The sequence below is a fragment of the Glutamicibacter nicotianae genome, assembly GCF_002797775.1.
Classification (GTDB): domain Bacteria; phylum Actinomycetota; class Actinomycetes; order Actinomycetales; family Micrococcaceae; genus Glutamicibacter; species Glutamicibacter nicotianae.
Genome location: NZ_PGEY01000001.1, coordinates 2617135 through 2642754, shown reverse-complemented (window position 1 = coordinate 2642754; position 25620 = coordinate 2617135). Strand labels below are relative to the sequence as shown.

The following is a 25620-nucleotide window of genomic DNA, read 5'->3' as shown; positions in this document are numbered from 1 at the left end:
ATTTCATGCTCATCAGCAATGCCCGCCCTTGGGGCGGAGCGCCCAGCGACATCCTCATCGAGGGCGCCAAGATCACCTCGATCGCCGCCCATGATCCGCAGCGGATCCCGGAACCAACTGATGTGGATGGCAGGGGCCGCATCCTGATCCCGTCCTTCTCGGACGTGCATGTGCATCTGGACTCCACGCGCATCGGCCTGCCCTTCCGCGAGCACACCGGCCGGCCCGGTGTGTGGGGAATGATGAGCAACGACCGCGAAAACTGGCGGGATGCCGAAATTCCGCTGCCCGAGCGCGTTGCCGGAACCCTGGAACGGATGATCGCCCGCGGCACCACCCGGGTGCGTTCCTTCGCCCAGGTGGATGTGGATTCCAAGCTGGAGAAATACGAGGCAGTGGTGGCCGCGAAGGAGAAGTTCTCCAACGAGGCCGAAGTGCAGATCATCATCTTCCCCCAGGCCGGGATTCTGCGCGAACCGTGCACCGAAAAGTATCTGGAGGATGCACTGAAAGCCGGTGCGGATGCCATGGGCGGCATCGACCCCTGTGCACTGGACCGCGACCCGGTCCGCCACCTCGATACGGTGTTCGGGCTGGCCGAGAAGTACCAGGTGGATATCGACGTGCACCTGCATGAGCCCGGCGCGCTCGCCGTCTTCTCCACGGAGCTGATTGCCGAACGTACCCGGGCACTGGGCATGCAGGGCCGGGTCAACCTGTCCCACGCCTACGAGCTGGGCAGCATCAACGAAGCGACCAGCCGCCGGCTGATCGAGACCTTCGCCGAGCTGGACATCTCGCTGACCTCGGTGGCGCCAAGCACCTCCAGCCATTTGCCGCTGGTGGACCTGGTTGCGGCAGGGGTGCGTTTCGGTCTGGGTGAGGACGGGCAACGCGATTACTGGAGCCCCTACGGGAACTGCGATTTGCTGGACCGGACCTGGCAGCTGGCGTTCGTCAACGGGTTCCGCAAGGACGAGCTGATCGAGCACGCGCTCGCGGTGGCCACCATGGGCGGTGCCTCGATCATGGACCGTGAGGTGCCGCGCTTGGCGTCGGTGGCCGACCGCCCGGGACTGGCTGCGGGAGACCGGGCCGAGTTGGTGCTGGTGGACGGCGAAACGATTTCCTCCACCGTGATGGACCGCGGCACCGACCGCACCGTCATCCACGACGGTCGCGTGGTGGCCGACGGGTTGAAGGTGCTGTCGGTTGAGACTGCCTATTAACGAGCCGGGAACTCTTCTAGGAGGTACTCGCATAATCTGGCCCCACTCCTCGCTAACCGAGCGGGAAAATGGGAACTTGCGGATGAAGAAGGGGTCTGAGAACTGACTGCCTCACGGATCTCCGAAGCACAACTGGCAACAACGTGTGAACTGTTCGCCGCCATGCGCGCCGCCCACTCAACTGCCGACATGGACGGCCTTGTCGAAGTAGATCTGGGATTCCGTGATGTGATCCTGCGGACTTCGGGACAGGTTTTCATGTCCGTGCTCCACGAGCCGCTGGGCCGTGCCCTCTCGTCCTAAAAGGCGCGAAACCAGCGCCTTAGTGCAGATCCAGCGGCGCGACCGCGCCCACGCCAGTTAGGTGATTGGCAGCTGCATGCCGCAAACTCTCGATGACCTCAACACTTTCGTGCTCAATCAATAGCAATCGAGACGCTTGCCGTTTGGCGTCACGGAAGCCCGTACCGAGGACATCATGCACCGCTTGTCGCCTATGATACCGGTCACCTATTGCTTGGATTCAATCCCTCGTCCAGCGTTGATCCTGCACTCGCACTGCAAATGACCAACATGGGACAGAACGATGGAAATCATGAGTGACTTGGGCGAGGCTGCGAAGAAGCCGCTGCGTCGGAGGACCTTCCTAGGCTCAGCAGCGAAGGAAACCTACCCAGGCGCTGCTTTTGCGCCAGCGTTTTTCGAAGCAGGAACATCCTTGGCACCTTGGCGGGAACGCGGCATTCCGGGCTACGGCGTGTACCCCTACGTGCTGGACAATGAGCAGCTGATCGGGATGCACGGCAATGACGAGCCGATCTACGTCGAGGCACTGCGCCAGGGCAGCGACTTCATGTACCAGGTATTCGCACGCTTCCGCAGCTGAATGCGGAAATCACGGTGCGTCCGCCGGCCAGGCTCCGGTGGGCGCACGGGCCGTGGGCAACATCGCGCCACCCGGCAGGCGAGGCTGGGAAAGTCGAATTCAGGCGTTAAAGCACTCTGCGAGCAGCCGATAGGCCTCCAGCCGGTCTGCCGGGTCGCTGACCAGGGTGTTGAGCATCAGTTCATCGGCACCGTGGGACTGCGCCAATGCCAGCAGCTCATCGCGGACCTTTTCCGGAGTGCCCACGATCAGCGCATGGCTGCGTTCCGTAGCCCTGGCACGTTCTTGCGCGCTCCACTCGTAGTTCGCTGCCGTTGCGGTCGAGGGGATTGGTCCATCGTGTCCGAGATCCTTGCGCACACGCCACAGCAAGAGCGCGTTGGCCAAGGCCTGGGCTTTCTCCTCGGTGTCAGCGGTGGCGAAGCGAACCGCCAGCACGGTATGGGCGGCGTGCCCGGAGTTGGCCGCGGCCTCGCGGTAGGCGCGGGTGGCAGGCTCGCCACCGGCAGGCCGCAGGAAGTGGCCGTGCACGTAGCCAGCGCCGAGCGTTCCGGGCAGGGGAGCGGTGGAACCGCCCGCGCCCAGCACCCAGACCCGGCCTGCCGGCTCAGTGTCCGAGGCTTCGTGGACGGCATCGAGGTCTTGCACGAGCGCGGCGATCTTCTGCGCGTAATACGGGTCGGATAGCGCAGCGCGGCCCACGCCGACATCCACCCGGTCCGGGTGCACAGCGGCCAGCAGGCCCATGGCTTCCATGACCTTCTGCGCCTGGTAATAGGGCAAGAGGATGGCTCCGGTGCCAACCCGGATGCGGGAGGTACGTTCCAGCGCCAGTGCGGTCATCATTTCAGGGGCGGCGCTGGCGAAGGACTTGGAATGGTGGTGTTCGGCGAACCAGATGCGATGGTAGCCCAGTGCTTCGGCATCCTGCGCCAATTGCAGGGCGCTGGACAAGGCATCTCTCACGGTAGTGGCATGCTCGGTGAGCGGAACCTGATCAAGGATGGAAAGTCTCATGACGGCAGCCCTGCTATGCGATTATCAGGGGCAAACTGCAGCTGCATCATCAAGTCCTTTCAATGGCGGGGATCCGATGGGCGAGTTTACCCGCTTGCACCGGGTCCCAAGGCATTCAAGACGCGGGACCCGTGCGATGCTGGCGATGCAAGTCTCCACCCAGAGGCGGACGCCAACGAGCAGAGATCATTCTCGACGTTGAGGACAGCAGGTGCGTACAAAACTAGTGTTGGTCAGTAGATAGAGCATTACCCGCTTCAACCTCGGAAAAAGGAAAACCATGCACGGCACTTCCCGTTCGGCAATCAATCGCACTTCGACTTGGCTGGCAGCCAGTTCCGCGGCACTCGTCCTCGGCATGGGACTGACCGGCTGCGGTGCCGTTGATGATTGGGACAAAGCGACTGCGGATGCCTGGGCAGTGACCTACCAGGTGACCGTGAGCGGGGAAAACGCTGATGCGCTGAGCGATGTGTCCTACCTCGATTCGCCCAGCCGTGGCGAAGACTCTGCCGAGGTGACCGAGGACTCGGTGGCCACCACCAGCGACGCCGGCAAGAAGGACGGATCAAGCTGGACCGCCGAAAGCGTCATCACCGCAGAAAAAGACGCGGCCATTGCGGCCACGCCTGCCGAAGGCAGCACTGCTACCTGCCGGATTTTGCTCGACGGGGTGAAGGAAATTGCGGCGCAGACCGGCAAGCCCGGAGAACGCGTGGAATGCGCGGTCACGACCCCTGCTTTCGGCGAAAAATAGGGCCCGGCATCAGCCAAACCGAGGATCGGATCGGGTGCCGGAAGCATCTGACGAGTAATTGGACTGCTTCGAAACTAAGCGAGCATTCCCAGAGGTCGGGAGAGCGCCAGAGCCCGGCAGGTACTAGCCACGAAGATGACAAGCCGAAGTCCAGCAGCTGTGTCATAGGTGGCATCCTGCGGCAGTCAGGGAATGCAATGGCTCTTCGTCAAGTCAATTCTCGACGATTTACAGAGCAAATTCTTTAGTAGTTGACTCATTCGCCATAGGATGCCATCAGCGCGACGGTGCGTTTCGGAAGTCGGACTTTGAATAGAGATGGGGGTATAAGATGTCACCTTCAGAGAAGCCAGTGCAAACCACCACCGATGGGCGCTACCTGATAATCAAGGGGCGGCGGTGGAGAGCCAGTGATCCCTCGATCCCTGCGAGACTGCGCCAAGAGCTGGTCAACGAGCTGATGTCAGCCCGCCGGGCCGTCAAGCAAGGCGAAGACGGAGCGAGAAAGCGCGTGAATGATGCCAAGCTCGCACTTGGCGAACGTGGACAGCCGTGGTGGGAGGATCCGGACCCGGACTCAATGGGAGAGCGAATTCGCGCGACCATTCGCACCTTGCTGAGCCATAGGGTAGACGCCTCAATCTGCCCGAGCGATGTTGCACGCATAGTGGGTGGGCCGGACGAAGGGTGGCGCAAGTACATGGGCCAAGTGCGCCAGATTGCGGCGGCATTGGCCACGCAAGGTGAAGTCGTCGCAACACAAAATGGCGAGCCCGTGGAAGCTGACGGTGCCAAAGGCCCAATTCGGATTAGTCGCCGACGCCCAGACGAATAAAATAGCCCGATCTCTGGGGGGAAACCGATGATATGCCGGTGCCAAGCTTTCATGCCCGATGCAGAGGGAGTGCTTCGGGTAAGAAACCGACCCTCCAGATGTCGTGCTCGGCAACCATGGGCCGGCTCTGGCTACTGAAGGTATCGAAAGCAATCCTGGAGCCCCTCGAAGAGGCAGTAGATCTCGTCATGGCGGTCAATATCGAGCACGACTCGGTAGGGGATAAATTTTTCGCTGAGCTCATCCAATTCATCCTGAAATATTCAACTGCCGACGTTGCGATGAAGGTCGGCAGTTGATTGAAGCGGATGCTGCGTCCCAGGCAGCTTTCCGTGCTGATGGTGAGCATTTCTTAACGCCTTTCACGAGAAGGCGTCATTGAGAGGGGACTGGCAGGCAGAAGAGTCCGGTTCGAAGGCTACGAAGGGGGGGAGCGTCCTCGCTTCATGGGTGATGCCAACACGGTTTCGGGGCCTGTTTCTGGCCGCTGAGTTGTGACGGGTCCTGGTATCCGCAAACCTGGATAGAGGACCGAGGCCAACAACTAGCCCCAGACGGAGCCTGGTTCTGGCTCGCCAGCCCTCCCACGGGGGTATTGGCTGGCTGGCCAGGGGAATGAGCCAGAACCGGGGTTTAAGGTGTTTACCTGGTAGTGCCCGCCGCGACGCGCTCGGCTCCAGATTGGTGTGCTGGCATCGGGTATCGAGCCGGTGAGGTGGTTCGCGACTGCATCGCGGGGCAGGCCGGGATCTTATGGGCGACGGCAGTGTTCTTCCAGAATTTCACACGGAACTCAGCAATGAGCTCGGTCGACAGGCGTTCGAAGAACTCTCCCATGGTGAGTCGATCAGCGCAGGCCTTGGTCACTTTCAGTGCTGCTTGGGGGACGGTGACATGCATCATGTGCAGTTCCTCGGTCTGCGGATCGAGCATGGCCACCAGCACTGCGCGGCCATGGATCGATGCCATTCCCATGGCATCGTTGAGCGTTTCGGCCGGCTGGGTCATGACGATCGGCATTCCCTGCGCCCAGCCGTAGTCGGACAGGTGGGCTTTGCCTTCACGGGTGGCGAGAAAATCAGCGACTCTGACTGCGGTTCGGGTTCGTACGATTCGACCTGGCATTTTAGATACTTCCCTTTCTTGCACTGCTCATGAAAATAGCGATATTGACGTAAGGCTCCGCAGCGGGATGCGCTGTGGAAAGGTCCTTTCGTTTTGGTGCTGCCGCTCTTGGCGGGCGGCGGGTGCTGCAGGTCCTAGGCCATGCTCAAATCTGCAGGGGATGCACCTGATTGACTTACCGAACTGGCAGGTTCGAGACCTGACCCGGGGGTGGGGGTCTGCTTCGGTGCGGCGAAAGGCTGATCGAGCCAATGCGCGGGGAGTTCGGCCTCGGGTGCGTGCTCTGGTGCTGCGAGCAGGCTCTCCTTGCCTGCGACGGCGAACTGCAGATTCTTCACCTCGAAGCGGACACCGAGCGCGCTTTCCATCTGCGGCAGGAGGGTGTCGTTGACGTACTGCATCAACTCGGGCACCTGGTCTTCGCTTTTTGCCGTGCATGCCAAGCTGATGACCAGCTGCTCCGGGGAGCCGGTAATGGTGCATATTGCTGAATGCACGGTATCCCGGCTCCGGCACTGTTCAGAGGCGAAGGCGGCGATCTTCTGGATTCGCGTGCTCCACGCGTTGCCTTGCTGCGGGGAGGTTTCTACGGGAACTGCTAAGGATTCTTTCATCTTTCACTCCGGTGCTGATAGCTGTTTCGTAGTAGAATATCTTTAGACAGGCTAACTATTAGCTAGGTTACATGAATTTTTCGGTGTTAGGCAAGCTGGACCTCGCGGAAAAGGGCATTGGAAGCCCTGGGGGTTGCGGGCATGGCGTTCGCATCCGGCGGAAGGAGTTCTTCTCATGAGCAGCTATCAAGCCAGCGGGTATTGGTATGGCGAGGGCCGTTCGGTGCCCGAGGCAGTGGATTTGCTGAATCTGATGCGCAGGTACCGTGAGGCCGAGCGCAGGATGCGAGCTGCGACCCGCGGCTCGATGGGAATTAACGAGACCGATATGTCCGCGCTGCGATTCCTGCTCGCCGCGCACCGCAAAGGGGTGACTCCCCGCCAGCGCGATTTTGCTGAGGAACTGGGGATCTCCAATGCTTCGGTGTCGGTATTGATCGACCGGTTATGCCGCGATGGGTATGCCGAGCGTGTTGTGCATCCTGCGGATCGGCGGTCTGTGGGAATTGTGCCCACGGATTACAGCGATACGGAAGTTCGTGGAACGCTGCATCGGATGCATGAGCGGATGATGGATGCCGTGGGCACGCTCTCCGAGGACGAGCGGGTTGCGGCAGCCAAGTTCCTGGAGGCGATGATCCGCAGTGTCGAGATCGATGACGAGCCAAGCCGGCCATCCGCGGGGAAGGGCGCGGTGAGGAAGAGTGCCCTGCCTTCGCGGTAGGAGCAAGGCGCGGAGCATGTGATTCACCCACGGCGCGTGACCTGGCTGCCGGCTTGACTGCCAGCCTTGCCGCGGGGGCGACCCTGGCTGGTCGTCTAGGGCATTTATCGGGCGAGTGCCAGATGCGCGAAAGCGCCCATTTCCGGGTTTCTGGGGAAAAGCTTATGGCTGCTGCCATGGATAACCCAGGGCCGTAGGGTGGGAGCAGCAAAATTATTTAGACTGTCTAACAAGTTAGGATGATGCAAATGCGACGAAAGCACCTTGACGTCAGCGTCAGCCATGACGAGTTCGAAGATCTGAATAACGCTCTGGAGGACCATCGAGATGGTTTCAAGAGGATGGCCGAAGAGGCGGCCAATGGCTTCGGTTTGGAACCGGAATACTGGGAAGGGCGCGCTGCGGAAGTCGAGGGACTGCGCGAGACGATTCACGAGCACAGTACTGACGAGCTTGAACAGGGCGAGTCTTCCACCAAAGAAGCGGGCATTGGCCCCGAGGTCGATTCGGCTCGGGATCGGGACTTCGAGTCTGATTCTCGTCAATGAACATCCGGCGCAGGCATGCCGAATGCGTTTCTCGCAGAGCAACGGTCCACCGCGATTCCGTGGTGGACCGTTGCTCTGCAAGTGCAGTTAGGCACGCTTTCGCGTGAGCACTCCCCAAATAACCAGTACGATCAACGAACCGCCGATGGCCAGAAGCCAACTGGACAGGGACCAGAACTGATCCACTCCCTCACCGAAGACTGCTGAGCCGATCCAGCCACCTACGACAGCGCCGACGATGCCCAGCAGTAAAGTGGCGAGCCATCCGCCGCCCTGCTCTCCGGGTTTGATGGCCTTGGCAATAGCACCGGCTATCAGTCCCAGAACGATCCAACCTAAAATACCCATGAGCTCTCCTCCACTATTTTGTATCGGTCTAGTTCTTCGGTGGCGACACTCGCCCCTTGTCCCGTAAGCTACCCGCAAGTTAGAGCCACTGGCTGATTGCTGGAAGATTCCTGATGGTTGAGGGAATGCGAAAGGGGCGAAAACGCCATTGCGTATTACCACGTTCAGTGGGTGGGAGGCAAAAGTCCTCACGCTGCAAAAAGAGCATCATGACCCGGCTGCTGGGCTAGTAGGACGCTATCTGGCCCTCTCGGAAAAGAAAAGCACTGTGTGAGCCTGAGAATGATTCATAAAGAAGAATCCTGGCAGGCATGCTTTGATAGGTGGCCGATGCCGGGGGAATGATCACTGGTGCATGGAGTGAAAAAATCAGCTCGCCCCTATTCCTCGAGGGTGTTGCGTGCAAGCACCAACGCCGTTGACAGTTACACCTGGTCTGATGCCTCAGTGTGAGTTGAGGCTAGCTTACGGCTTTCGACGCCGTTCCAGTGACTGATACAAGTTCCGGTCCGGTATGAGAACCTGCGTTTTCGCTGGAAGTCCGTTGCGCGGTGCCAAGGGCCCGGTAGCGTGGCGTGTGTACCTGATGGACAAGTTGAACGGGAGATTGCCGTGGCGCACGATAAAGCAGCACACATTGACGAAGTGGAAAAGCTTGTGGAAATCATCAAGGACATCAAGATTGCGATGCTAACGACTCATGGACCGGACGGGTTGGAAAGTCGTCCGCTGAGTGTCACCGAGGTGGGCAACGACGCGGACGTGTGGTTCTTCACTGCTGCTTCTTCGGATGTTGCCGAGCAGGTCTCCAAGGACCAGGAAGTTAACGCCGCGTTCTCGAACGACAAGTCTTGGGTGTCGCTCAGCGGCAAGGCCAATCTGGTCACGGACGTTGCCAAGAAGAAGGAACTGTGGAATTCGGCGGTGGCAGCCTTCTTCAGCCAGGAGCCCGAATCCCCGGAGGTTGTGCTCATCCAGCTGAAATCCGACTCCGCGCAATACTGGGAAAACCCCGGCGGGGTACTGAGCCTGGCCACTAGTTGGGTCAAGGGCAAGGTAGCCGGAGAACCGGCCCATCCCGGGGATTCGGCAACCGTAGATCTGTAGCCGTGAAGGTGTGAGCGACAAGGGCGCGGAATTCGCATGAACTGCGATTTGCGTGCCCTTGGCCGTTGTATGATGTTGCGGCTATGAGGACGGCTGTCTTTCGCTTTCGACGACCTATCTGCGGTTGGGCATCTTCATGCCGGTCATGCCCCACCGGGTATCAGGGGAGTGTATCCGAGGGGCAATTCAGGAAATGTTAACGGTAGGTTGCAAGGCATCCCATCGAGCCCAGGTCCCCCAAGAAACATTAGAGGAGATCTCGGCTAGTTTTCGCATTGCGGCCGGTTGCTGGCGATAGTCTAGCGCGGCACGCGCGGGTGGCGGTCTTGATCAGCATGAGCACGAGCAGCAGGATGCCCACATAGCCGTTGACCACGTACACCACGTTGACCATCTGGCTGAATGGCACCAGCAAGCCGATGATGGTTCCAAGAACCGCGAGGCCCACGGTGCTGTAGCGGAATCGAGGCGTGTTGTCCGCGAAGAACCGCGAGGATACCGTCCACAACAGCGGAACCGCAGTGGTGTAGATGCCAGCGAGGATCATCACCGAGATTCCGGAGGCGAGCACCGGGCTGATATCGGTGGCCAGCACCAGCATCGGGATCTCGGTCCCGGCCACCTTGGTGATGTTGGCCAGCAGGCCCAGGCCCACGATGATGCATGCCAGCGAGAAGGCGATGGCGCCCAGGCTTCCCCCGGCGACCGCTTCCTTGCGGCTGCGCGCCGTCTTTCCCAAGGCAGTCAGGAACGCGGCCAACCACAGCATGCAGAACCCGACGTAGGACAGGGCGGAGAGCACCCAGTTGCTGGAAGCCTGGGTGACATCCAGGCCCGGCAGCAGCGCATTGCCCGCGCTGATGCCGTCGCTGCCGCGGACAATGCTCATGATGCCCAAGGCGATGGCAATCACGACAATGAGCGGACCGATCTTGCCGATGATGTCCACCAGCGAACGCAGGCCAAACCAGACGCTGGCACCGACCACGATGGCCAGGGCGCCGCCGCCGATGAAGCGCGAGAGTCCGTAGTGCTCCTCGAACACTGCGCCGGCGCCGGCGACCATGACGGCAAAGCTCAGGAAGACGAAGAGAATCGAGAAGTAGTCGAAAAAACTGCCCAAGTGCTTGCCGCAGTAGTAGTGGAAGATGTGCGAGGGCTTATCGAATTTCTTGGCTTGGCCCACCACGAAGAACTCGATGATGACGTAGGACATGAGCGCCAGCACCAGGGCGCCGGAGCCGAAGATTCCCCAGTAGCCGTAGGACGTGAAGTACTGCAGGATTTCCTGGCCGGTGGCGAACCCGGATCCGATCAGGAAGGCAATGATTGCCCCCGCGAATGTCAGGACGCGCTTGGGGCTCAGCCTACGGGTGCTGGCTCCGAGCGGTTGCACTGCGGTTCTGTCTGTCACGCTGAATCCGACCTGCCTTCTTCTAGTTGACTGGGGATATTGATTAATATCCTATTGATATATCAGTAATCTAGTTCACACAGTAGGGAAGATCGAGCTAGCGGTCAATGGGTCTGCGTAAGATTACGCGCAGGTGGTGCCAGCAGGGAGGCGGTGCCGGCTGACGGGGGGTGGCCGAGTCGTCCAGCTTCCATCCAGCAGGCGCACAGCGAACGGAAGATGGCAGCGATAGAATTGCAACTAGCCGCCGAAGCGTTCCCGGCGGACGGAAAGGCAAATCAAGCAGTGGCCCCCAGGATTCCATCGAGCAAGCACAGTGCGAACTTTCCTGCCGCTGCGCTGCCCTCGGGCCGCGGGCTGCCCTTCCTGAAGCAGATTTTCAGCTTCCTGCTGCGCGTGCTGAAGCTCAGCCACGTGCGCGTGCTCCGCTACCTCGCGGTGATCACCACTTTGCAGGCAGTTAACGGCCTGCTGGTGATCCCCGCGATCAAGTACCTCTTCGGGCTGGCGCTGGAAAATAGCAACCTGGGCAACGTCACCGACCGGACCTACACCGCGCTGCTGGCCCACCCGGTCTCGGTGCTGCTCCTGGTTGCCATTGCGGTGCTGGCACTGGGTGCGGTGAGCGTGCAGTTCGTGGCGCTGATAGTGATGGTCAACCGCCAGCAATCCGGGCAGCCTCCCAATCTTCGGGCGGTATGCCGCGAAACCGCCTCCTGCCTGCGCCGGATGCTGTCCTATCCCTCGCCGCTGATGATGGCGTACTTCTTCCTCGCCCTGCCGCTGGGCGGCCTGGGCCTGTCGTCCGTGCTGATCCAAGGTGTGGGCATCCCGCCGTTCATCACCCGCGAATACCTCAAGGCGCCGTTGAGCACGGCCCTCTACCTGCTGATGATCGGCGCGATCATCTATGCCAACCTCCGCCTGGTGCTCACCTTGCCGCTGCTGGCCGTCGGCCCGAAGAAGCCGCTGGCCGCCCTGGGCGCCAGCCTGAAAGCCACCCGCCGCAACAGCCTGCGCTACCTGCTGCTGATCGGGATCCCGCTGGGTGCCAGCGCCTTATGCGCCTCGCTGCTGGTCGAGGCGCTGGTATGGATCTCGGATCTGGCCACCGGGCTGCTTAGCGAGCAGGATTCGGCGCTGGTGGCGACCCTGTGCATCGGCGTGGGCCACACGCTGGGCTTTTTGCTGATCGGGGCGGCAACCGTGATGGCGATCCAGGTCTTGGTGGCCCTGGACCGCGAGCACCTGCAGTTGCCGGTCACCCTGCAGGAACGCTCGCAACGGCATCGCCGGACTCGGTCCCTTGTGCTGAAGGCAGCGGCCGGATCCGCGGCCGCCGCACTGGTGCTTTCGGGCAGCCTTGCCGCCTCCCCGGCCCTGGGACAGACCGCAACCGGAGCCGGGGAGGCCAAGATCCTGGCCCACCGCGGCTACTCGGCCGGAGGGGTGGAGAACACGCTGGCCGCACTGGACGCCGCGGCAGCGCATGAGGCCGATATCGTCGAGGCTGATTTCCAGGAAACCGCGGATGGGCATTTCGTCGCCAGTCATGACACCAACCTGCTGGTGATGGCAGGGGTGAACCAGAACATCCATGAGATGACCCTGGCCGAAGTCCGGAAGGTCACGGTCCGCGAAGGCGGCTTCACCGGGCGCATCCCCACTATGCAGGAATATCTCCAGCGCGCCGAGCAGCTGGGCATCCAGGTGCTCGTGGAACTGAAGGTCACCGGACATGAATCCAGGGACTATCTCACGCGCTTCCTTGCGCAGGCCGACGCCGCCGGAACCGCCACGGAGAACATCTACCATTCGCTGAACCCCCGTGCGGTCAAGGAAATCAAGCAACGGCGACCCGAGTTGCGGGTCGGGCTGACCGTGGCGATGAGCATGGGCGGGCTGCCGAAGACGAAGGCCGACTTCTACACGCTGGAGCAGGCCTCCTTCACCCGCGAGTTCCTGGCCCAGGCCCATGCGCTGGACCGCGAGGTGCATATCTGGACGGTGAATGACGAGTCGAGCATCCGCGAGCTGCTGGGCGCCGGCGTGGACGGCATCGTCACCGACAACGTCGAGCTGGCCATCCGGGATCGCTACCTGGTGGCCAACCATCCGGCCGCGGACTACAGCGTCGGTTCCACGCTGGCCTATCTGGACATCTTCCGCTAGCCTCCGCTGTTCAGGGCGTCTCCGGATAGGTGCCGTCACCCAGATCCGGATCCGCCAGGGACTGCAGCGGATCATGCAAGAACACTCGGCGCCCCTCATTGCGCAGCCGGCGCAGCCCCTCCAGCGTCATCCGCCGGGCCACGTCGGTGAAGGAGAACACCCGGGAGATATCCAGGTGTGCCGGCCCGTCGAAATCCGATGCGGCGAACAGGTCGAGCAGCTCGGCTGCGGCGGTGAACTGCACATTGCCCTGCAAGGTGAACGTCTCGCGGGTGCCCCCGCGCCGCACATCGACGACGTCGAGCCGTCCATGGCTCGGAGCCAGCAGATGCATGCCCATATCCGTGGAAAGCCTTTCGAAGGCCCGCCGCGATCGCTGGCTGTTGCCGTGCGAATCCAGTCGCGGCGAGAACGCGCCGATGCCCACCTGGTCCGGCAGCACGCCCACCAGCCCGCCGGCCACCCCGCTCTTGGCAGGGATCCCGACCCGGGTCAGCCAGTCGCCGGCCCCGTCATACATGCCGGCCACCGCCATCACCGACATGACCTGCCGGGCGGTGGCCTCATCCATGATCCGCTCGTGCGTGCACGGCTGCACGCCGCCGTTGGCCAGGGTGGCGGCCATCGCCGACAGGTCGGCCACCGTGACCAGAATTGAGCACTGCCGGGTGTAGCCGGCCACCACCTCATGCGGGTCATCGGCAATGATCCCGTGCTTGCGCAGCATATGGGCCATGGACAGGTTGTGGTCGGCGGTGCCCAGCTCCGAAGCGAAAACCGACTCGTCGATGCGCAGCTGGCGTCCGGCCAGTGCCGAGAACAGCTCAAGGGCCCGGTCGACCCGCTGCTCGCCGGTGGCATCGGCGCCGACCAGCAGCCCGTGGGCGGCGATGGCCCCGGCATTGATCATCGGGTTCTTCGGCCGGTTGGTCCCGGCTTCCAGCGACAGCTCATTGAACGCCTCGCCCGAGGGTTCCACCCCGATGCGCTCCAGCACCTGGTCCAGGCCGCGGTCCATGATCGCCGCCGCGTAGGCGAAAGGCTTGGAAATCGACTGGATGGTGAACTCGATGCCTGCATCCCCGGCGGTGTAGGTGCTGCCCATGGCGGTGGTCACGGCCAAGGCGAAATAGTCGGGATGGGCTTCGGCCAGCTCGGGAATGTAGCCGGCACGCTCGCCGCTGGTGTCATCGCGCAACGCGTCGAGCACTTCGCGCAGGTAATCGGGAATCGGATTCTGCATGGGTGCAATCCTCAAGATCGAATCGGACGTCAGCTCCAGCCGTACCGGTGCTGACTCCAATCTAGCCGCCCCAGGCGGGTTGCGCGGTGTTCTCTTTGCTGAACCGGGAATCGGATGCGCCGCAATCTTGTGAAATTGCTATGCGGATGCCGGGGATCTGGCAAACAAATGGAACTTTCAAGCAAAATGGGTAGCAGCATGCTGGATAATTATTGGAACACAGCAGATCGGAGGAAGATACTCCGATCGGAAGGGAATGATGGACGCTTCAGGCGACAGTAGATCTCATAGTTCCAGCCCTCTGCCCGGCAGGATTGCCGGCCAGGCTTCGAAGGACAGGGGGTGCAGATAATGGAATGGATTTCTCTGGCTTTGGCCGTGCTCCTCATTCTCGGATGCGGGCTCTTCGTAGCTGCGGAATTCGCGTTGATCACGGTTAACCGAAATCAAGTCAAGCAGGCCGCCGCCGATGGCGACCGCCGCGCCCAAGGCGTGCTCAAGGGCATGAGCACCCTGTCCACCCAGCTTTCAGGTGCCCAGCTGGGCATCACCCTGACCAACCTCGGCATCGGCTTCCTGGCCGAGCCCGCCATCGCCGCCCTCGTGGGGGGCCCGCTGCAGGATGCAGGCCTCGACGCGGCCCTGGCCCGCACGGTCTCCGTTGCCATCGCGCTGGTGCTGGCCACGATCCTGACCATGGTCTTCGGCGAGCTGGTCCCCAAGAACCTGGCCATTGCCAAGCCCTTTGCCACCGCTAAGGCGGTGGTGGGCTTCCAGCGCGGCTTCAGCACCGTCACCAAGCCTTTCCTCTCATTCTTCAACGGCAACGCCAACTGGATTGTGCGCCGGTTCGGCATCGAGCCCCAGGAAGAACTGGCCTCCACCCGCTCCGCCGAGGAACTCGTCGCGCTGGTGGGGCACTCCGCCCGCGAAGGCGTGCTGCCCTCGGAAACCGCGGAGATGCTGCGCCGCACCGTGGCCTTCGGCAACCGCCGTGGCCACGACGTGATGACCGCCCGTTCGCGGATGGCCACCGTGACCGCGCAGCAGAGCGTGGAAGACGTGCTGCAGCTGGCCGCGCAAACCGGCCATTCGCGCTTCCCGCTGGTAGCCGAGGACGGCCACCGGGTGCTGGGACTGGTGCATATCCGCGCCTTGCTCGCCGTGCCTTTCGAGCAGCGCGCGCACACCGCGGTGGGGGACTACGCCCAGGATGCATTGCTGGTCCCGGACACCATCGAGCTCGACGAGCTGATGGACCAGCTGCGCAGCGGCGGCATGCAACTGGCGGTGCTGATCGACGAGACCGGCGACGTCGCCGGCATGCTGACCCTCGAAGACCTCGTGGAAGAGATCGTCGGGGAAGTGCGCGATGAGCATGACCCGCAGGACTCCAGCGTCCAAGTCCTTTCGGAGAATAGATGGCGACTGGATGCGGCGTTGCGCCCGGATGAAGCCAGCGAGCTGCTGGGCTGCCAGATCCCCGAGGACTCGGACTACGAGACCTTGGCCGGGTTGCTGACCGTGCAGCTGGGACGCTTCGGCCAGGTCGGCGACGTGGTCACCCTCGTGGTGCCCGGCGTTCCCGACGGACCGGACAAGCAGCTGGTATTCACCATCCACGCCACCGATGAGCAGCGGATCGCGATCGTTGACGTGGAAGTGTCCGAACTTGATGAGGAAGAGGCCGGGCGGTGAGCGATCTTATCGGAATTCTTGTGACGGTCCTGCTGCTTGCGGCGAACTTCTACTTTGTCGGCGCCGAGTTCGCGCTGATCTCGGCACGCCGAAGCATCATCGAGCCCAAGGCGATGGCCGGCAGCCGCAGCGCCAAGCTGACCCTGTGGGCCATCGAGAACGTCTCGCTGGTGATGGCCGGCGCCCAGCTGGGCATCACCGTGTGCTCGCTGGCACTGGGCTATGTCACCAAGCCGCTGGTGAAGTACGCGGTAGCCGGTCCCTTCGAGGCCATCGGGATTCCTGAGGGCATGATCGATGCGCTGTCCTACGCGATTGCGCTGATCGTGGTCACCTACCTGCACGTGGTGCTCGCCGAGATGGTGCCGAAGAACATGGCGCTGGCCGGCCCGGAGCGCCTGGCGCTGATCCTGGGCCCGAGCATGGTGGTGCTGGTGAAGATCCTGCGCCCGGTGCTGTGGCTGATGAACGCCATGGGCAACCTGGTCCTGCGGATCTTCGGGGTGGCCCCGAAGAACGAGGTGGCCAGCACTTTCACCCGCGACGAGGTCTCCTCCATGGTGGCCGAATCCCGCGAGGGCGGTGTCCTGGATGAGCAGGACGAGCAGCTGCTGATGGGCGCCCTGCACTTCGATGCGCGCAGCATCGAGTCGGTGGCTATCAGCTTCGATGAGGTGCAGACCCTGCCGGTGGATTGCACGGTGGCCGATATCGAGTCGGCGGCCGCGCATGGCTTCTCCCGCTTCCCGCTGGTGCAGGCCGATGGCACCCCGGTGGGCTATGTCCACGTGAAGGACGTGCTGGGTGCCGATGCGCACACCCGCAAGCGGCCTCTGCAGCCCAGCGGCATCCGAAAGCTGCCGTCCTTCGCCCCGCAGCAAAGCGTGCGCACCGCGCTGCAGGAAATGCAGCTCACCGGTGCCCACCTGGCGCTGGTCCGCGAAGGCGGAACCGGAAAGGTCACCGGCATGGTGACCTTGGAGGACATGCTCGCAGAGCTGGTCGGCCAGATCAGGGACGAGCGCCGCAGCGCGCACTAGTGGCGCAACGCAGAAAGAAAGCAGGGAAAAGGGGCTGGAGGCAGGACGGGAAACCGTCCTGCCTCCAGCCCCTTACTGGTAGAGGGCGTCAGTGCGCCTCGGCGAACGGCGAATTCCGGCGCGAAAGCACCAGAGTCAGCGACGCGCCGAGCAGTGCGAAGAACGTGGTTAGCCACCAGGTGGCATTCCACCCTCCGGTGAGCGTCGCCGTGGCTGCGAGCAGCATCGGGCCGGTGAAATTGCCGATATTGAAGATCTGCTGGGTCAAGCCCATCGAGGCAGGGGCCGAACCGCCCGGCGGTGCCAGGTCGACCACCACGCGGGTCATGGTGGTCGGGATGGTGGCGCCGGCCAGCGAGAAGAGGCCGACGCAGAGCATCTGGATCAGCAGCAGCCCCGGGGGATAGTCGACGGCGAAGGTCAGGATGGAGGTCAGCGACATCAGCGCGAAGCCGGTGAACAGCAGGGTGCGTCCGTTCACGCCGCGCTGGAGCAGCCCGCCGCAGATGATCGCGCCCACTGCATTCAGCCCGCCGATCACGGCAGAGGCCAAACCACCGGCCACCGGATCCAGGCCGAATTCCTCGTAGATGGTGGGCAGGAACCCCACGACCGCCATCCATTGAACCGTATAGCAGCCGAATATCAGCCCGCTGATTCACACGCGCGGTGCCCGGGCGGTAATGGCGATGCGCCGGGCCGCTTCGCGCAGGGCTGCCGGACCCGAAGGCTGATCCGCGCCCACGAACTTGAAGATCAGCGGAATGGGCAGCAGGGTGATGAACGCGAGGATACCCCACCACAGGTGCCACGACAGATGCTGGAGCGCCAAGGCGGTGGAGAAGACTCCGATGAACGTGGCCATGCCCATGTAGGCGGCCCACCATCCCACGGCCATATTCAGGTTCCTGATGGGTGCATGCAGCCGGACCAGTCCCGGCCCCATGACGGTGGCCATGATGACACCCGCGCCTTCCAGGATGCGGGTAGCCAGCAGCAGGGGCGCGCTGGGGGCCACGGCGCCCAGCGCGCTGCCGAGCACCAGCAGCAGCAGGCCGAGGATCAGGGTGCGCCGCTGGGAGATGACTTCCGAGAGCAGGGATACTGCCAGCCCGCCGGCCATGCCCGCAACTTGGACCACGCCCAGCAGCACCCCGGAGAATAGCAGCGAGAAGCCCAGCTCGTTCTGGATGACGGTCAGCGCTGGAGCGAGCTTCCAGATGTGAAGCCCTGCCATTACGCCGGAGGCCACAATGATGATCCAGGCCGCGTTGGTCCGTTGCTGGACCTGGTTCATCTTGGCTTGCACTGCCACCGATGCCTCCTTGCCTATTGCGCGCAAACTGGTTTCGGGCGCTATTGTCCACTTCGGATTGTGGCACGGGCAGGGCAACGATCCGGCATTCATGTCATTGAATGGAATACCTGCCTGCAGCAATCCGGACTGGATCCGCCAGCCCAAGAAGAATTCCGGCGGCCGAAGCCAGCACATGCCCGGCGGAATTCCAAGCATAGAAGATACAGGAGCCGATGGCGGTCACCCGGATGATCGCCGAAACCTTCCCGGTGGTCCTTAGCTGCCGCTTGGAGAGCACGGCCAAACGGATCATGATTGCGCAACCGGCCACGATAGTCCCGTAAAAGCCGGGAGCCCGGGCCGTACGTCGAGCTTGCCTGTGGCCTCGGGAATGGCGGGTCTTCACGGTCCAATCCTTCGGCAGGTCGCAGGAGCGAGCTGGGAGTTCGCCGATATTTCCTGGGCGTTCCCTTGCGAATCGAGTCCTCGGAGTAGTTTGGGGTCCAACTCGGCCGATCAAGCTCAGGAGGAATGATGTTCCGGCAACGTCCGTTCCGCACCCGGCAGGTGAAGGGGGCTGCGGTTCTTGGAAGCGTCTTCTTGGCGACGGCCTGCTTCCCAGCGGTGCCGGTGGACCCCGAGGGAACCCTCGACACGGTCCGTTCCGGGACACTTCGGGCCGGCGTATCTCCTGCTTCGGATTTCGTGGAAATAAGGGACGGTGAGCCCCAGGGCGCCGAAGCAATGCTCATAGAAGACTTTGCGGAGCATGCAGGAGCGGAAATCCAATGGACCATTGGTGGCGAGGAGCAGCTAGTGAAGCAGCTGGAAGCAGGCCAGCTGGATCTGGTGGCAGGAGGCATCACTTCCAAGACGCCGTGGTCGGAAAAAGCTGGGGTAACCCGTCCCTATAGGACCGCCACTGACGCCGAAGGCAAGGAAATGAAAATAGTCCTGTTCGTGCCTCCGGGCGAAAACGCTTTCCTGTCCGAGGTGGAATACTTCCTGGACCAGACGCAGGAGATGCCATGAAAAACGCTGCGGGAACCCATTTGCCTCCCGAGCAACGCGAACTCATGGCTCGCGCCGCAAGGCTCGAGTTGATCAGCATCGGATACACGGCGCTCACTATTACCCTTGTTGCCCTAGTGGTGGGAAATTCGCAGGCCATGCGCACAGCGTGGATAGAAGACATGCTTTCAGTCCTGCCGCAGCTGGCCTTCTTGGCATCGCTGCAGTTCACCCGCAAGGCCCGTCGGTACTCCCACCCCTACGGCTACCACCGGTCCATGGGAGCCGGGCATCTGGTCGCAGGAGTAGCGTTGCTGGTCGTCGGAGCGATGCTCGCGTACGAATCGGTCTCGGCGCTAGTTAAATTGGAGCACCCGACGATCGGTACCATGAACCTGTTTGGCCATACGGTATGGCAAGGATGGATCATGATGGCGGTCATGGCGCTAATCGCGGCACCGGCCGTGGTGCTGGGACGGCTGAAAATCAAGATTGCCCAACCTCTGCACAATAAGCTGCTCTACGCTGACTCCAAGATGGCCAAGGCCGACTGGCAGACCAATGCTGCTTCGATCGTCGGCGTGGCCGGAATCGGCATTGGATTGTGGTGGCTGGATTCCACAGCGGCTCTGGTGATCGCTGCGGGCATTCTCAAAGACGGCTGGGACAGCACGAGATCCGCAACATCGGATTTGCTGGACCGCCGTTCCAAAGGCGTCGATGGCACGGATCCGCACCCGCTGATCCCGGCCATGGAGGAACAGCTTCAGTCCCTGGAGTGGGTTCGGACTGCGGGCTTGAGGGTCCGCGAACTGGGCCAGGTCCAGCACACCGAAGCGTTCATCGTTCCGGAAGCGGAAACCGTGACGCTTGCCCAATCAGAGGAAGCGCGGAAAGCGCTTGAAGGAACCGACTGGAAAGCGTATGACGTGGTGGTGACGATAGTTCCCGAGCTGCCTGAATTCCTCAAACAGGACTGAAAACCGAGTTTCCGGTCATCGCCCGCCTTGGCTGCCCCGCCGGGTTAGCCGATATCCGTCGGCAGCGGGGTTACTTGCCCGGGCCAGTCGCTGCGGACGAAGCAGGGAATCTCATGGATTGCCGCGCTATGGGACCAGAATGCGACGCGAAACGGCATCAGTTTCTCTGTGCGGCGCCTGGAACAGAGTTCGCTGATGGTGGTCCCAGCTGGCAGGTGGGGAACTTTGGGAAAGAGCGGGCTGGGCACCGTGACATGCCACAGCTGCAGCTCATCTGCCAGGCCGTCAACGAGAACCATGAGCACTGCGCGTCCATGCACTGATACGAAGCCCATGACTTCATCCACCGGATCAGCGCGTCGGGCGAAAACCACGGGCATGCCTTCCATCCAGCCGTACGCAGTGAGATGGGTTCTGGCCTCGGGGCATTGAAAAAGTTTTTCGACGCGTTGCATGGCGTGAATACGGGTTTCAGGCGTGCTCATATAAATCCTCCGCTGATGGCAGCTCTCCGAAAGGTGACCGCCCACGAAGCCCTGCGGCGTTGAGCCGAGGGATCCCCGGGTTTCGCCTTTGGCGCTCGGTGATCATCGTGGAGTGTTCTTCTGAGGATACCTCCTATTGCGCAGAACTACGTAAAATCCACGGCTCGCAATCGAGTCCGGTGCAAGGTGCCGGAGGCTTACCTTGGGCTTTCCTCCCAATGGTGGTTATATCCACAGGATGCTGGCACGATCGTCCTCAGGCCACTAGTGCCGACTGTGCGTCCAGCGAGACCTAAGGAGCATCATGCATTTGCCCGTACCCCGCGGAGAACTGTCCCGAGCGCTGATCAACGCGCTGCTGTGCGACCCCTCGGGAGAATATGCAGAATATCTGGCAACGGCCGCAGAGGAACGATTGGCTGCGACGACGAATGTGCTGGATGACGGGGACCTGCAGCTGAGCCTTTTCGTGCTCTACGAGTTGCACTATCGGGGATTCGCAGAAGTCGATGATCATTGGGAATGGAACCCTGGGCTCATTTCGGTCCGGGCCCAGATCGAGGAGGCTTTCGAGCAGGAGCTACGCAAAGCGGCAGGCCCTCTTCCAAGCGTGGCGCCGAGCTCATCCAAGGTGGCCGAAGCCTTGTTCGCGCTCGCTGCGAATGATGATGGACCGTCGGTCTCGAAGTTCATCCAGCGCAAGGCCAATGCCGCCCAAGCACGCGAATTCTTGATTCTCAAGTCGATCTACCAGCTGAAGGAAGCTGATCCGCATACCTGGGCGATCCCGAAACTCCAGGGCCGTGCAAAAGCCGCAATGGTGGAGATCCAGGCTGATGAATACGGAAACGGGCAGCTGCCGCGAATGCATAGCGAACTGTTCAGGCAAACGATGAGGGGCATGGGCCTGCGAGATGACTTCGGCGCGTACGTCGACCGCATTCCCGCGGTGACACTGGCGGCCGTCAACATGATTTCGCTCTTCGGCATGCACCGGCGCCTTCGCGGAGCCATCACTGGCCACCTGGCACTGTACGAGATGACATCTTCGATACCCCAGGCGGCTTATGCCCGCGGGTTCCGGCGCCTTGGGTATGAATCCCCGGTGACCGACTACTTCGATGAGCATGTGGAAGCTGATGCGGTCCATGAGCAAATCGCCGGCCGCGACCTGGCTGGCGGACTGGCTGAATCCGAACCGGAGCTGGTGCCAGACATCCTCTTCGGAGCGTACGCAGCGGCAGCAGTTGACGCATTGGCTGGCGTAAAGTACTTGGACGCGTGGGAAGCGGGCCGATCGGCGTTGCATGCCGGGGCAGGGGTAACCGCATGAGCGACGGGCACCGCGCTCCGGACGCAGCCACCATTACCGTTTGCCCGCAGGGCCCATTGCTGCTCAGGGGCGATTTTGAAATTGTGGATGCCGAGGGGCAATCCATCGAGGCCCGGCAAGGGCCCGTAGCGCTATGCCGCTGCGGGGGCTCCGCCATCAAGCCCTTTTGCGATGGCACGCACAAGCTCATGAAGTTCGAGCGCCCGAAATAGGGCACTCGCCCGTGCCTGCAAGCAAGGGCCGCGTGGCAAAACCGCCTAGGGCTTAGGTGCCAAGCTGGCGCCCAAGGTTTCCAAGGCGCCGGGGACCACGGAGAAGTAGGCCCAGACCCCGCGCTTCTCGCGGTGCAGGATCCCGGCATCCACGAGGATCTTCAAATGGTGCGAGACGGTGGGCTGCTTGAGGCCCAGCGGCTCGGACAGGTCGCAGACGCAGGTCTCGGCAGACTCGCTGCTGGAGACGATGGACAGGATGCGCAGACGATTGGGGTCGCTCAGCGCCTTGAATCGCAGTGCCAGCAGTTCGGCTTCCTCGGCGTTCAGGATTGCCTCCCCGGGGGATGGCACGCAGCAGGTATCGGCAGCCGGCGCGGTGCACGTGCCGTCGGCAGGATTCGCGGTGGCTGTGCTCATGGACTCGGCTCTTTTCTTGTCTTGGCGTCTTGGCGTCTTGGCCGGCGCCAGAGATTGACAAACGTCGATATATTTCATCATACTCAAAACATCGATAATCGTCGATGTCTATTCTTGGAGTGATGATTCAGTGGCACCTGCCCCTGCGCTAGACACGGCCCCCGTGGCGGCCAAGCTTTCCTTCCTGGACCGCTACCTGGCCTTGTGGATCCTGCTCGCCATGGCCGTCGGCCTGGGCCTGGGCCGCATCTTCCCGCAGCTCGGCGCCTTGCTGGACCGCTTCACCGTGGCCGGGGTGTCGGTGCCCATCGCCATCGGCCTGCTGGTCATGATGTACCCGGTGCTGGCCAAGGTGCGCTACAACGAAACCGGCCGTGTGCTGGCCGACAAGAAACTGATGGTCACCTCGCTGGTGATCAACTGGATCCTCGCCCCGGCATTCATGTTCGTGCTGGCCTGGATCTTCCTGGCCGAGCTGCCGGAATACCGCACCGGGCTGATCATCGTGGGGCTGGCCCGCTGCATCGCCATGGTGTTCATCTGGAATGACCTGGCCTGCGGGGACCGCGAAGCGGCCGCCGTGCTGGTGGCCATCAACTCGGTATTCCAGGTCATCGCCTTCGGTGCCCTGGGCTGGTTCTACCTGCAGGTGCTGCCTTCCTGGCTGGGACTGGAAACCATCAGCGCGCAATTCTCCATCGCCGCGATCACCGTCTCGGTGCTGGTTTTCCTGGGCATCCCGCTGGTGGCCGGCTACCTGACCCGCACGCTGGGCGAAAAGGCCAAGGGCCGCGACTGGTACGAGGGAAAGTTCCTGCCGAAGATCGGCCCGTGGGCGCTGTACGGATTGCTGTTCACCATTGTCCTGCTCTTTGCGCTGCAGGGAGACAACATCATCTCCAAGCCGCTGGACGTGCTGCGCATGGCCATCCCGCTGCTGGTCTACTTCGTGGTGGTCTTCGGCGCCGGCATGCTCATTGGCCACTGGCTGAAGCTGGGGTACCCGCGCACCACCACCCTGGCCTTCACCGCGGCCGGGAACAACTTCGAGCTGGCCATTGCGGTGGCCATCGCCACCTTCGGCGCCACCAGCGGACAGGCCCTGGCCGGCGTGGTCGGCCCGCTGATCGAGGTGCCGATCCTGGTCGCCTTGGTCTATGTCGCCCTGTGGGCCCGGAAATTCTTCCCCGCATCCAGCACCGTCACAACTTCTGCCTGAGGAAAATAACCATGACTGCAACCGAGAAGCCTTCAGTTCTCTTTGTCTGCGTGCACAACGCCGGACGCTCCCAGATGGCCGCTGCCTTCCTCTCCCACCTGTCCGAAGGGCGGATCGAGGTCCGCTCGGCCGGCTCGGCTCCCGCTGATTCGGTTAACCCGGCGGCGGTCGAGGCCATGAAGGAAGTCGGCATCGACATGTCGGCGGAAATTCCCAAGGTGCTGACCACCGAAGCGGTGCAGGACTCCGATGTGGTGATCACCATGGGCTGCGGGGACGCATGTCCATTCTTCCCGGGCAAGCGCTATGAGGACTGGAAGCTGGAGGACCCTGCAGGCCAGGGCATCGACGGTGTGCGCCCGATCCGCGATGAAATCCGCACCCGGATAGAGCAGCTCATCGCCGAACTGCTGCCAGCCAGCTAAGCAGCACCCGCCACCCGGAATCCAGCAGCCAAGGAGAAATCCATGAACCAGAACCTTCCAGTGATCGTCATTGGCGCCGGCCCCATCGGGCTGGCCACCGCAGCCCACCTGCGCGAGCGCGGGCAGGAGGCGCTTGTCCTGGAAGCCGGGGACAGCGCCGGTGCCGCGATTGCCCAGTGGTCCCACATCAAGCTTTTCTCCCCATGGCGCTTCGATATCGATGCCGCGTCCCGACGGCTGCTGGAAACCCCCAGCGAAGGATATGCCGGGGATTGGGAAGAGCCGCGTATCACCAAGCTGCCCACCGGTGCGGAACTGGTCAGCGAGTACCTGCAGCCGCTGGCAGCCCACCCGGAACTGGCACCGCGCATCCGCTAAGGCCACCGCGTGGTGAAGATCAGCCGCGTGCTGGCCGACGGCCGCGGCGCCGACAAGGCCCGCACCGCGAACCGCGACGACGCACCGTTTTTGGTGCGCACCGAAACCCCTGGCGGCCTGGTGGATCTGCTCGGCCGCGCCGTAGTTGACGCCAGCGGCACTTGGAACCAGCCAAGCCCGGTTGGCCGGGGCGGCATCGAGGCGATTGGCGAAGCCGAAGCGCGCGAACAGGGTTTCATCATCAGCGGGTTGCCCGATCCGCTGGGCGCCGATGAGCACGAGCTGGCAGGCAAGGACCTGCTGGTGCTCGGCGCTGGGCATTCGGCGGCAAACACCATCATCGCCCTGGGCCGGTTGCAGAAGCAGTATCCGGACACCCGCATCCGCTGGGGCCTGCGCGGGGAAGCCAACCCGATCCGGCTCTACGGCGGCGGAGCGTCCGACCAGCTTCCGGCCCGGGGCCAGCTGGGCACCTCGCTGCGCCGGCTGGTGGAAAACGGCCACGTGGAACTGCTGGAGAATGTCTCCGTCGCGTCGATGAACGCAGGGGAGCAGCTGGCAGTCGTGCTGGCTGATGGCCGCGAGCTGGCCGTTGACCGCATTATCGCCGCCACCGGTTTCCGCCCCGATCTGCAGATGCTTTCCGAGCTGCGCCTGGAGCTGGACGAATGCGTCGAGGCCCCGCGCCAGCTCGGTCCCTTGATCGATCCGGAGTTCCACAGCTGCGGAACGGTCAACGCGCACGGCGCCAAGGAACTGGCGCACCCGGAAAAGGACTTCTACATCGTTGGCATGAAGAGCTATGGGCGGGCCCCGACGTTTCTGATGGCTACCGGCTAGGAGCAGGTGCGCTCCATTGCCGCCGCCCTCTCCGGTGATGCGGAGGCGGCCGGCCGGGTGGAGCTGGAGCTGCCGGAAACAGGTGTCTGCTCAACGGACCTGGGCGGCTCCTGCGACGCTCCGGCCAGCGAAAACTCCTGCGGAACGGAACCGGCCGAGCCTGCCGAACCCAGCGGCTGCTGCAGTTCGCCGCGGCCGGTGAGCCTTGGGCTGTCCACCGGAACGCTGCATGGCAATAGCGAACTGGCGGCGGGACGGTAGTC

Annotated in this window: 28 protein-coding genes and 1 pseudogene; 19 read left to right on the top strand and 10 right to left on the bottom strand. The window is 62.5% G+C overall.

Going from position 1 to position 25620, the window contains the following annotated elements; all coding sequences use genetic code 11:
- The first annotated feature begins 5 nt into the window (after positions 1–5).
- The 3 genes from ATK23_RS12315 to ATK23_RS12310 all read left to right on the top strand — a co-directional run bounded on the left by ATK23_RS12315 (position 6) and on the right by ATK23_RS12310 (position 2115).
- Complete coding sequence (locus ATK23_RS12315; RefSeq protein ID WP_066142467.1) at positions 6–1229, top strand: amidohydrolase family protein; 1224 nt, start codon at positions 6–8, stop codon at positions 1227–1229.
- A gap of 102 nt (positions 1230–1331) precedes the next feature.
- Positions 1332–1532 (top strand): FCD domain-containing protein, encoded by a 201-nt coding sequence (locus ATK23_RS16375; protein WP_157066405.1) that lies wholly within the window; start codon positions 1332–1334, stop codon positions 1530–1532.
- Between the two features lie 292 nt (positions 1533–1824).
- Positions 1825–2115, top strand: a complete 291-nt coding sequence (locus ATK23_RS12310; protein WP_066142464.1) for a hypothetical protein — start codon at positions 1825–1827, stop codon at positions 2113–2115.
- A gap of 99 nt (positions 2116–2214) precedes the next feature.
- Here the strand turns inward: ATK23_RS12310 and ATK23_RS12305 are convergent, their stop codons facing one another.
- Positions 2215–3132 (bottom strand): LLM class flavin-dependent oxidoreductase, encoded by a 918-nt coding sequence (locus ATK23_RS12305; RefSeq protein WP_066142462.1) that lies wholly within the window; start codon positions 3130–3132, stop codon positions 2215–2217.
- A 280-nt stretch (positions 3133–3412) separates the two neighbouring features.
- Between ATK23_RS12305 and ATK23_RS12300 the strand changes: the two genes are divergently transcribed.
- The 3 genes from ATK23_RS12300 (at position 3413) to ATK23_RS12290 (ending at position 5023) form a co-directional block, all read left to right on the top strand.
- On the top strand, positions 3413–3889 hold the full coding sequence (locus ATK23_RS12300) for a hypothetical protein (RefSeq protein WP_066142461.1): 477 nt from the start codon (positions 3413–3415) through the stop codon (positions 3887–3889).
- Positions 3890–4220: 331 nt separating this feature from the next.
- Positions 4221–4724, top strand: a complete 504-nt coding sequence (locus ATK23_RS16740) for a DUF3253 domain-containing protein (protein ID WP_066142458.1) — start codon at positions 4221–4223, stop codon at positions 4722–4724.
- 32 nt (positions 4725–4756) lie between these two features.
- Entirely contained in the window at positions 4757–5023 is a 267-nt protein-coding gene (locus ATK23_RS12290; RefSeq protein ID WP_157066404.1) for a hypothetical protein, read from the top strand.
- Positions 5024–5366: 343 nt separating this feature from the next.
- Here ATK23_RS12290 and ATK23_RS12285 read toward each other — a convergent pair whose 3' ends face one another.
- Positions 5367–5849: a hypothetical protein gene (locus tag ATK23_RS12285; RefSeq protein WP_066142451.1), complete on the bottom strand. Its 483-nt coding sequence runs from the start codon at positions 5847–5849 to the stop codon at positions 5367–5369.
- Between the two features lie 134 nt (positions 5850–5983).
- On the bottom strand, positions 5984–6463 hold the full coding sequence (locus ATK23_RS12280; RefSeq protein WP_066142447.1) for a hypothetical protein: 480 nt from the start codon (positions 6461–6463) through the stop codon (positions 5984–5986).
- 175 nt (positions 6464–6638) lie between these two features.
- On the opposite strand from ATK23_RS12280, the gene ATK23_RS12275 reads away from it, so the two are divergent.
- Together ATK23_RS12275 and ATK23_RS12270 are read left to right on the top strand one after the other, a co-directional pair.
- A complete protein-coding gene (locus tag ATK23_RS12275; RefSeq protein WP_066142444.1) occupies positions 6639–7187 on the top strand; it encodes a MarR family winged helix-turn-helix transcriptional regulator in 549 nt (182 codons plus the stop codon).
- Positions 7188–7435: 248 nt separating this feature from the next.
- Positions 7436–7735 (top strand): hypothetical protein, encoded by a 300-nt coding sequence (locus ATK23_RS12270; RefSeq protein WP_100339281.1) that lies wholly within the window; start codon positions 7436–7438, stop codon positions 7733–7735.
- 87 nt (positions 7736–7822) lie between these two features.
- On the opposite strand, the gene ATK23_RS12265 is transcribed toward ATK23_RS12270, so the two are convergent.
- Positions 7823–8083 carry a GlsB/YeaQ/YmgE family stress response membrane protein gene (locus ATK23_RS12265; RefSeq protein WP_066142438.1) on the bottom strand — a complete coding sequence of 87 codons (261 nt, stop codon included), beginning with the start codon at positions 8081–8083 and terminating at the stop codon, positions 7823–7825.
- A 612-nt stretch (positions 8084–8695) separates the two neighbouring features.
- On the opposite strand from ATK23_RS12265, the gene ATK23_RS12260 reads away from it, so the two are divergent.
- On the top strand, positions 8696–9190 hold the full coding sequence (locus tag ATK23_RS12260) for a pyridoxamine 5'-phosphate oxidase family protein (protein ID WP_245858405.1): 495 nt from the start codon (positions 8696–8698) through the stop codon (positions 9188–9190).
- 247 nt (positions 9191–9437) lie between these two features.
- On the opposite strand, the gene ATK23_RS12255 is transcribed toward ATK23_RS12260, so the two are convergent.
- A complete protein-coding gene (locus ATK23_RS12255; RefSeq protein WP_066142434.1) occupies positions 9438–10604 on the bottom strand; it encodes a YkvI family membrane protein in 1167 nt (388 codons plus the stop codon).
- 219 nt (positions 10605–10823) lie between these two features.
- Here ATK23_RS12255 and ATK23_RS12250 point away from each other — a divergent pair, with 219 nt between their 5' ends.
- Entirely contained in the window at positions 10824–12776 is a 1953-nt protein-coding gene (locus tag ATK23_RS12250; protein ID WP_066142429.1) for a glycerophosphoryl diester phosphodiesterase membrane domain-containing protein, read from the top strand.
- Between the two features lie 10 nt (positions 12777–12786).
- On the opposite strand, the gene ATK23_RS12245 is transcribed toward ATK23_RS12250, so the two are convergent.
- On the bottom strand, positions 12787–14019 hold the full coding sequence (locus ATK23_RS12245) for a glutaminase (RefSeq protein WP_066142427.1): 1233 nt from the start codon (positions 14017–14019) through the stop codon (positions 12787–12789).
- Between the two features lie 351 nt (positions 14020–14370).
- Here ATK23_RS12245 and ATK23_RS12240 point away from each other — a divergent pair, with 351 nt between their 5' ends.
- Both ATK23_RS12240 and ATK23_RS12235 read left to right on the top strand, forming a co-directional pair.
- The gene (locus tag ATK23_RS12240) at positions 14371–15717 is read left to right on the top strand and encodes a hemolysin family protein (protein WP_066142425.1); all 1347 of its coding nucleotides are present in this window, start codon (positions 14371–14373) and stop codon (positions 15715–15717) included.
- Complete coding sequence (locus ATK23_RS12235) at positions 15714–16757, top strand: hemolysin family protein (protein ID WP_066142422.1); 1044 nt, start codon at positions 15714–15716, stop codon at positions 16755–16757. Before ATK23_RS12240 ends, ATK23_RS12235 begins: the two co-directional genes overlap by 4 nt.
- A gap of 88 nt (positions 16758–16845) precedes the next feature.
- Here ATK23_RS12235 and ATK23_RS16610 read toward each other — a convergent pair whose 3' ends face one another.
- Both ATK23_RS16610 and ATK23_RS16605 read right to left on the bottom strand, forming a co-directional pair.
- Positions 16846–17403, bottom strand: coding sequence for an MFS transporter (locus tag ATK23_RS16610; protein ID WP_255209576.1), 558 nt, complete (start codon positions 17401–17403; stop codon positions 16846–16848).
- A gap of 12 nt (positions 17404–17415) precedes the next feature.
- Complete coding sequence (locus ATK23_RS16605) at positions 17416–18072, bottom strand: MFS transporter (protein WP_245858401.1); 657 nt, start codon at positions 18070–18072, stop codon at positions 17416–17418.
- 516 nt (positions 18073–18588) lie between these two features.
- Between ATK23_RS16605 and ATK23_RS12225 the strand changes: the two genes are divergently transcribed.
- Complete coding sequence (locus tag ATK23_RS12225) at positions 18589–19086, top strand: transporter substrate-binding domain-containing protein (RefSeq protein ID WP_245858399.1); 498 nt, start codon at positions 18589–18591, stop codon at positions 19084–19086.
- Positions 19083–20045 carry a cation diffusion facilitator family transporter gene (locus ATK23_RS12220; protein WP_066142419.1) on the top strand — a complete coding sequence of 321 codons (963 nt, stop codon included), beginning with the start codon at positions 19083–19085 and terminating at the stop codon, positions 20043–20045. Before ATK23_RS12225 ends, ATK23_RS12220 begins: the two co-directional genes overlap by 4 nt.
- A 44-nt stretch (positions 20046–20089) precedes the next feature.
- Here ATK23_RS12220 and ATK23_RS12215 read toward each other — a convergent pair whose 3' ends face one another.
- On the bottom strand, positions 20090–20419 hold the full coding sequence (locus ATK23_RS12215; RefSeq protein ID WP_245858397.1) for a hypothetical protein: 330 nt from the start codon (positions 20417–20419) through the stop codon (positions 20090–20092).
- 415 nt (positions 20420–20834) lie between these two features.
- Between ATK23_RS12215 and ATK23_RS12210 the strand changes: the two genes are divergently transcribed.
- Together ATK23_RS12210 and ATK23_RS12205 are read left to right on the top strand one after the other, a co-directional pair.
- Entirely contained in the window at positions 20835–21863 is a 1029-nt protein-coding gene (locus ATK23_RS12210) for an iron-containing redox enzyme family protein (RefSeq protein ID WP_066142415.1), read from the top strand.
- The gene (locus ATK23_RS12205) at positions 21860–22075 is read left to right on the top strand and encodes a CDGSH iron-sulfur domain-containing protein (protein WP_066142412.1); all 216 of its coding nucleotides are present in this window, start codon (positions 21860–21862) and stop codon (positions 22073–22075) included. The genes ATK23_RS12210 and ATK23_RS12205 overlap by 4 nt, the downstream gene beginning before the upstream one ends.
- Before the next feature lie 45 nt (positions 22076–22120).
- Here ATK23_RS12205 and ATK23_RS12200 read toward each other — a convergent pair whose 3' ends face one another.
- Positions 22121–22495, bottom strand: coding sequence for an ArsR/SmtB family transcription factor (locus ATK23_RS12200; protein WP_066142408.1), 375 nt, complete (start codon positions 22493–22495; stop codon positions 22121–22123).
- A gap of 130 nt (positions 22496–22625) precedes the next feature.
- On the opposite strand from ATK23_RS12200, the gene arsB reads away from it, so the two are divergent.
- From arsB to ATK23_RS12185, 3 genes and pseudogenes are all read left to right on the top strand, one after another.
- Positions 22626–23714 (top strand): ACR3 family arsenite efflux transporter, encoded by a 1089-nt coding sequence (gene arsB, locus ATK23_RS12195; RefSeq protein WP_066142403.1) that lies wholly within the window; start codon positions 22626–22628, stop codon positions 23712–23714.
- An 11-nt stretch (positions 23715–23725) separates the two neighbouring features.
- Entirely contained in the window at positions 23726–24139 is a 414-nt protein-coding gene (locus ATK23_RS12190) for an arsenate reductase ArsC (protein ID WP_066142401.1), read from the top strand.
- A gap of 42 nt (positions 24140–24181) precedes the next feature.
- Positions 24182–25618, top strand: a pseudogene (locus ATK23_RS12185) (FAD-dependent oxidoreductase).
- The last annotated feature ends 2 nt before the right edge of the window (positions 25619–25620 follow it).

Bases quoted from the DNA above. Each gene is read 5' to 3' on its own strand.
- ATK23_RS12265 (WP_066142438.1), bottom strand. From the start codon at position 8,083: ATGGGTATTTTAGGTTGGATCGTTCTGGGACTGATAGCCGGTGCTATT.
- ATK23_RS12225 (WP_245858399.1), top strand. From the start codon at position 18,589: ATGTTCCGGCAACGTCCGTTCCGCACCCGGCAGGTGAAGGGGGCTGCG.
- ATK23_RS12290 (WP_157066404.1), top strand. From the start codon at position 4,757: ATGCCGGTGCCAAGCTTTCATGCCCGATGCAGAGGGAGTGCTTCGGGT.
- ATK23_RS12190 (WP_066142401.1), top strand. From the start codon at position 23,726: ATGACTGCAACCGAGAAGCCTTCAGTTCTCTTTGTCTGCGTGCACAAC.
- ATK23_RS12210 (WP_066142415.1), top strand. From the start codon at position 20,835: ATGCATTTGCCCGTACCCCGCGGAGAACTGTCCCGAGCGCTGATCAAC.
- ATK23_RS12250 (WP_066142429.1), top strand. From the start codon at position 10,824: ATGGCAGCGATAGAATTGCAACTAGCCGCCGAAGCGTTCCCGGCGGAC.
- ATK23_RS16740 (WP_066142458.1), top strand. From the start codon at position 4,221: ATGTCACCTTCAGAGAAGCCAGTGCAAACCACCACCGATGGGCGCTAC.
- ATK23_RS12270 (WP_100339281.1), top strand. From the start codon at position 7,436: ATGCGACGAAAGCACCTTGACGTCAGCGTCAGCCATGACGAGTTCGAA.
- ATK23_RS12220 (WP_066142419.1), top strand. From the start codon at position 19,083: ATGAAAAACGCTGCGGGAACCCATTTGCCTCCCGAGCAACGCGAACTC.
- ATK23_RS12285 (WP_066142451.1), bottom strand. From the start codon at position 5,849: ATGCCAGGTCGAATCGTACGAACCCGAACCGCAGTCAGAGTCGCTGAT.
- ATK23_RS12245 (WP_066142427.1), bottom strand. From the start codon at position 14,019: ATGCAGAATCCGATTCCCGATTACCTGCGCGAAGTGCTCGACGCGTTG.
- ATK23_RS12200 (WP_066142408.1), bottom strand. From the start codon at position 22,495: ATGAGCACAGCCACCGCGAATCCTGCCGACGGCACGTGCACCGCGCCG.
- ATK23_RS12280 (WP_066142447.1), bottom strand. From the start codon at position 6,463: ATGAAAGAATCCTTAGCAGTTCCCGTAGAAACCTCCCCGCAGCAAGGC.
- ATK23_RS12240 (WP_066142425.1), top strand. From the start codon at position 14,371: ATGGAATGGATTTCTCTGGCTTTGGCCGTGCTCCTCATTCTCGGATGC.
- ATK23_RS12275 (WP_066142444.1), top strand. From the start codon at position 6,639: ATGAGCAGCTATCAAGCCAGCGGGTATTGGTATGGCGAGGGCCGTTCG.
- ATK23_RS12310 (WP_066142464.1), top strand. From the start codon at position 1,825: ATGAGTGACTTGGGCGAGGCTGCGAAGAAGCCGCTGCGTCGGAGGACC.
- ATK23_RS12305 (WP_066142462.1), bottom strand. From the start codon at position 3,132: ATGAGACTTTCCATCCTTGATCAGGTTCCGCTCACCGAGCATGCCACT.
- ATK23_RS12315 (WP_066142467.1), top strand. From the start codon at position 6: ATGCTCATCAGCAATGCCCGCCCTTGGGGCGGAGCGCCCAGCGACATC.
- ATK23_RS12300 (WP_066142461.1), top strand. From the start codon at position 3,413: ATGCACGGCACTTCCCGTTCGGCAATCAATCGCACTTCGACTTGGCTG.
- ATK23_RS12205 (WP_066142412.1), top strand. From the start codon at position 21,860: ATGAGCGACGGGCACCGCGCTCCGGACGCAGCCACCATTACCGTTTGC.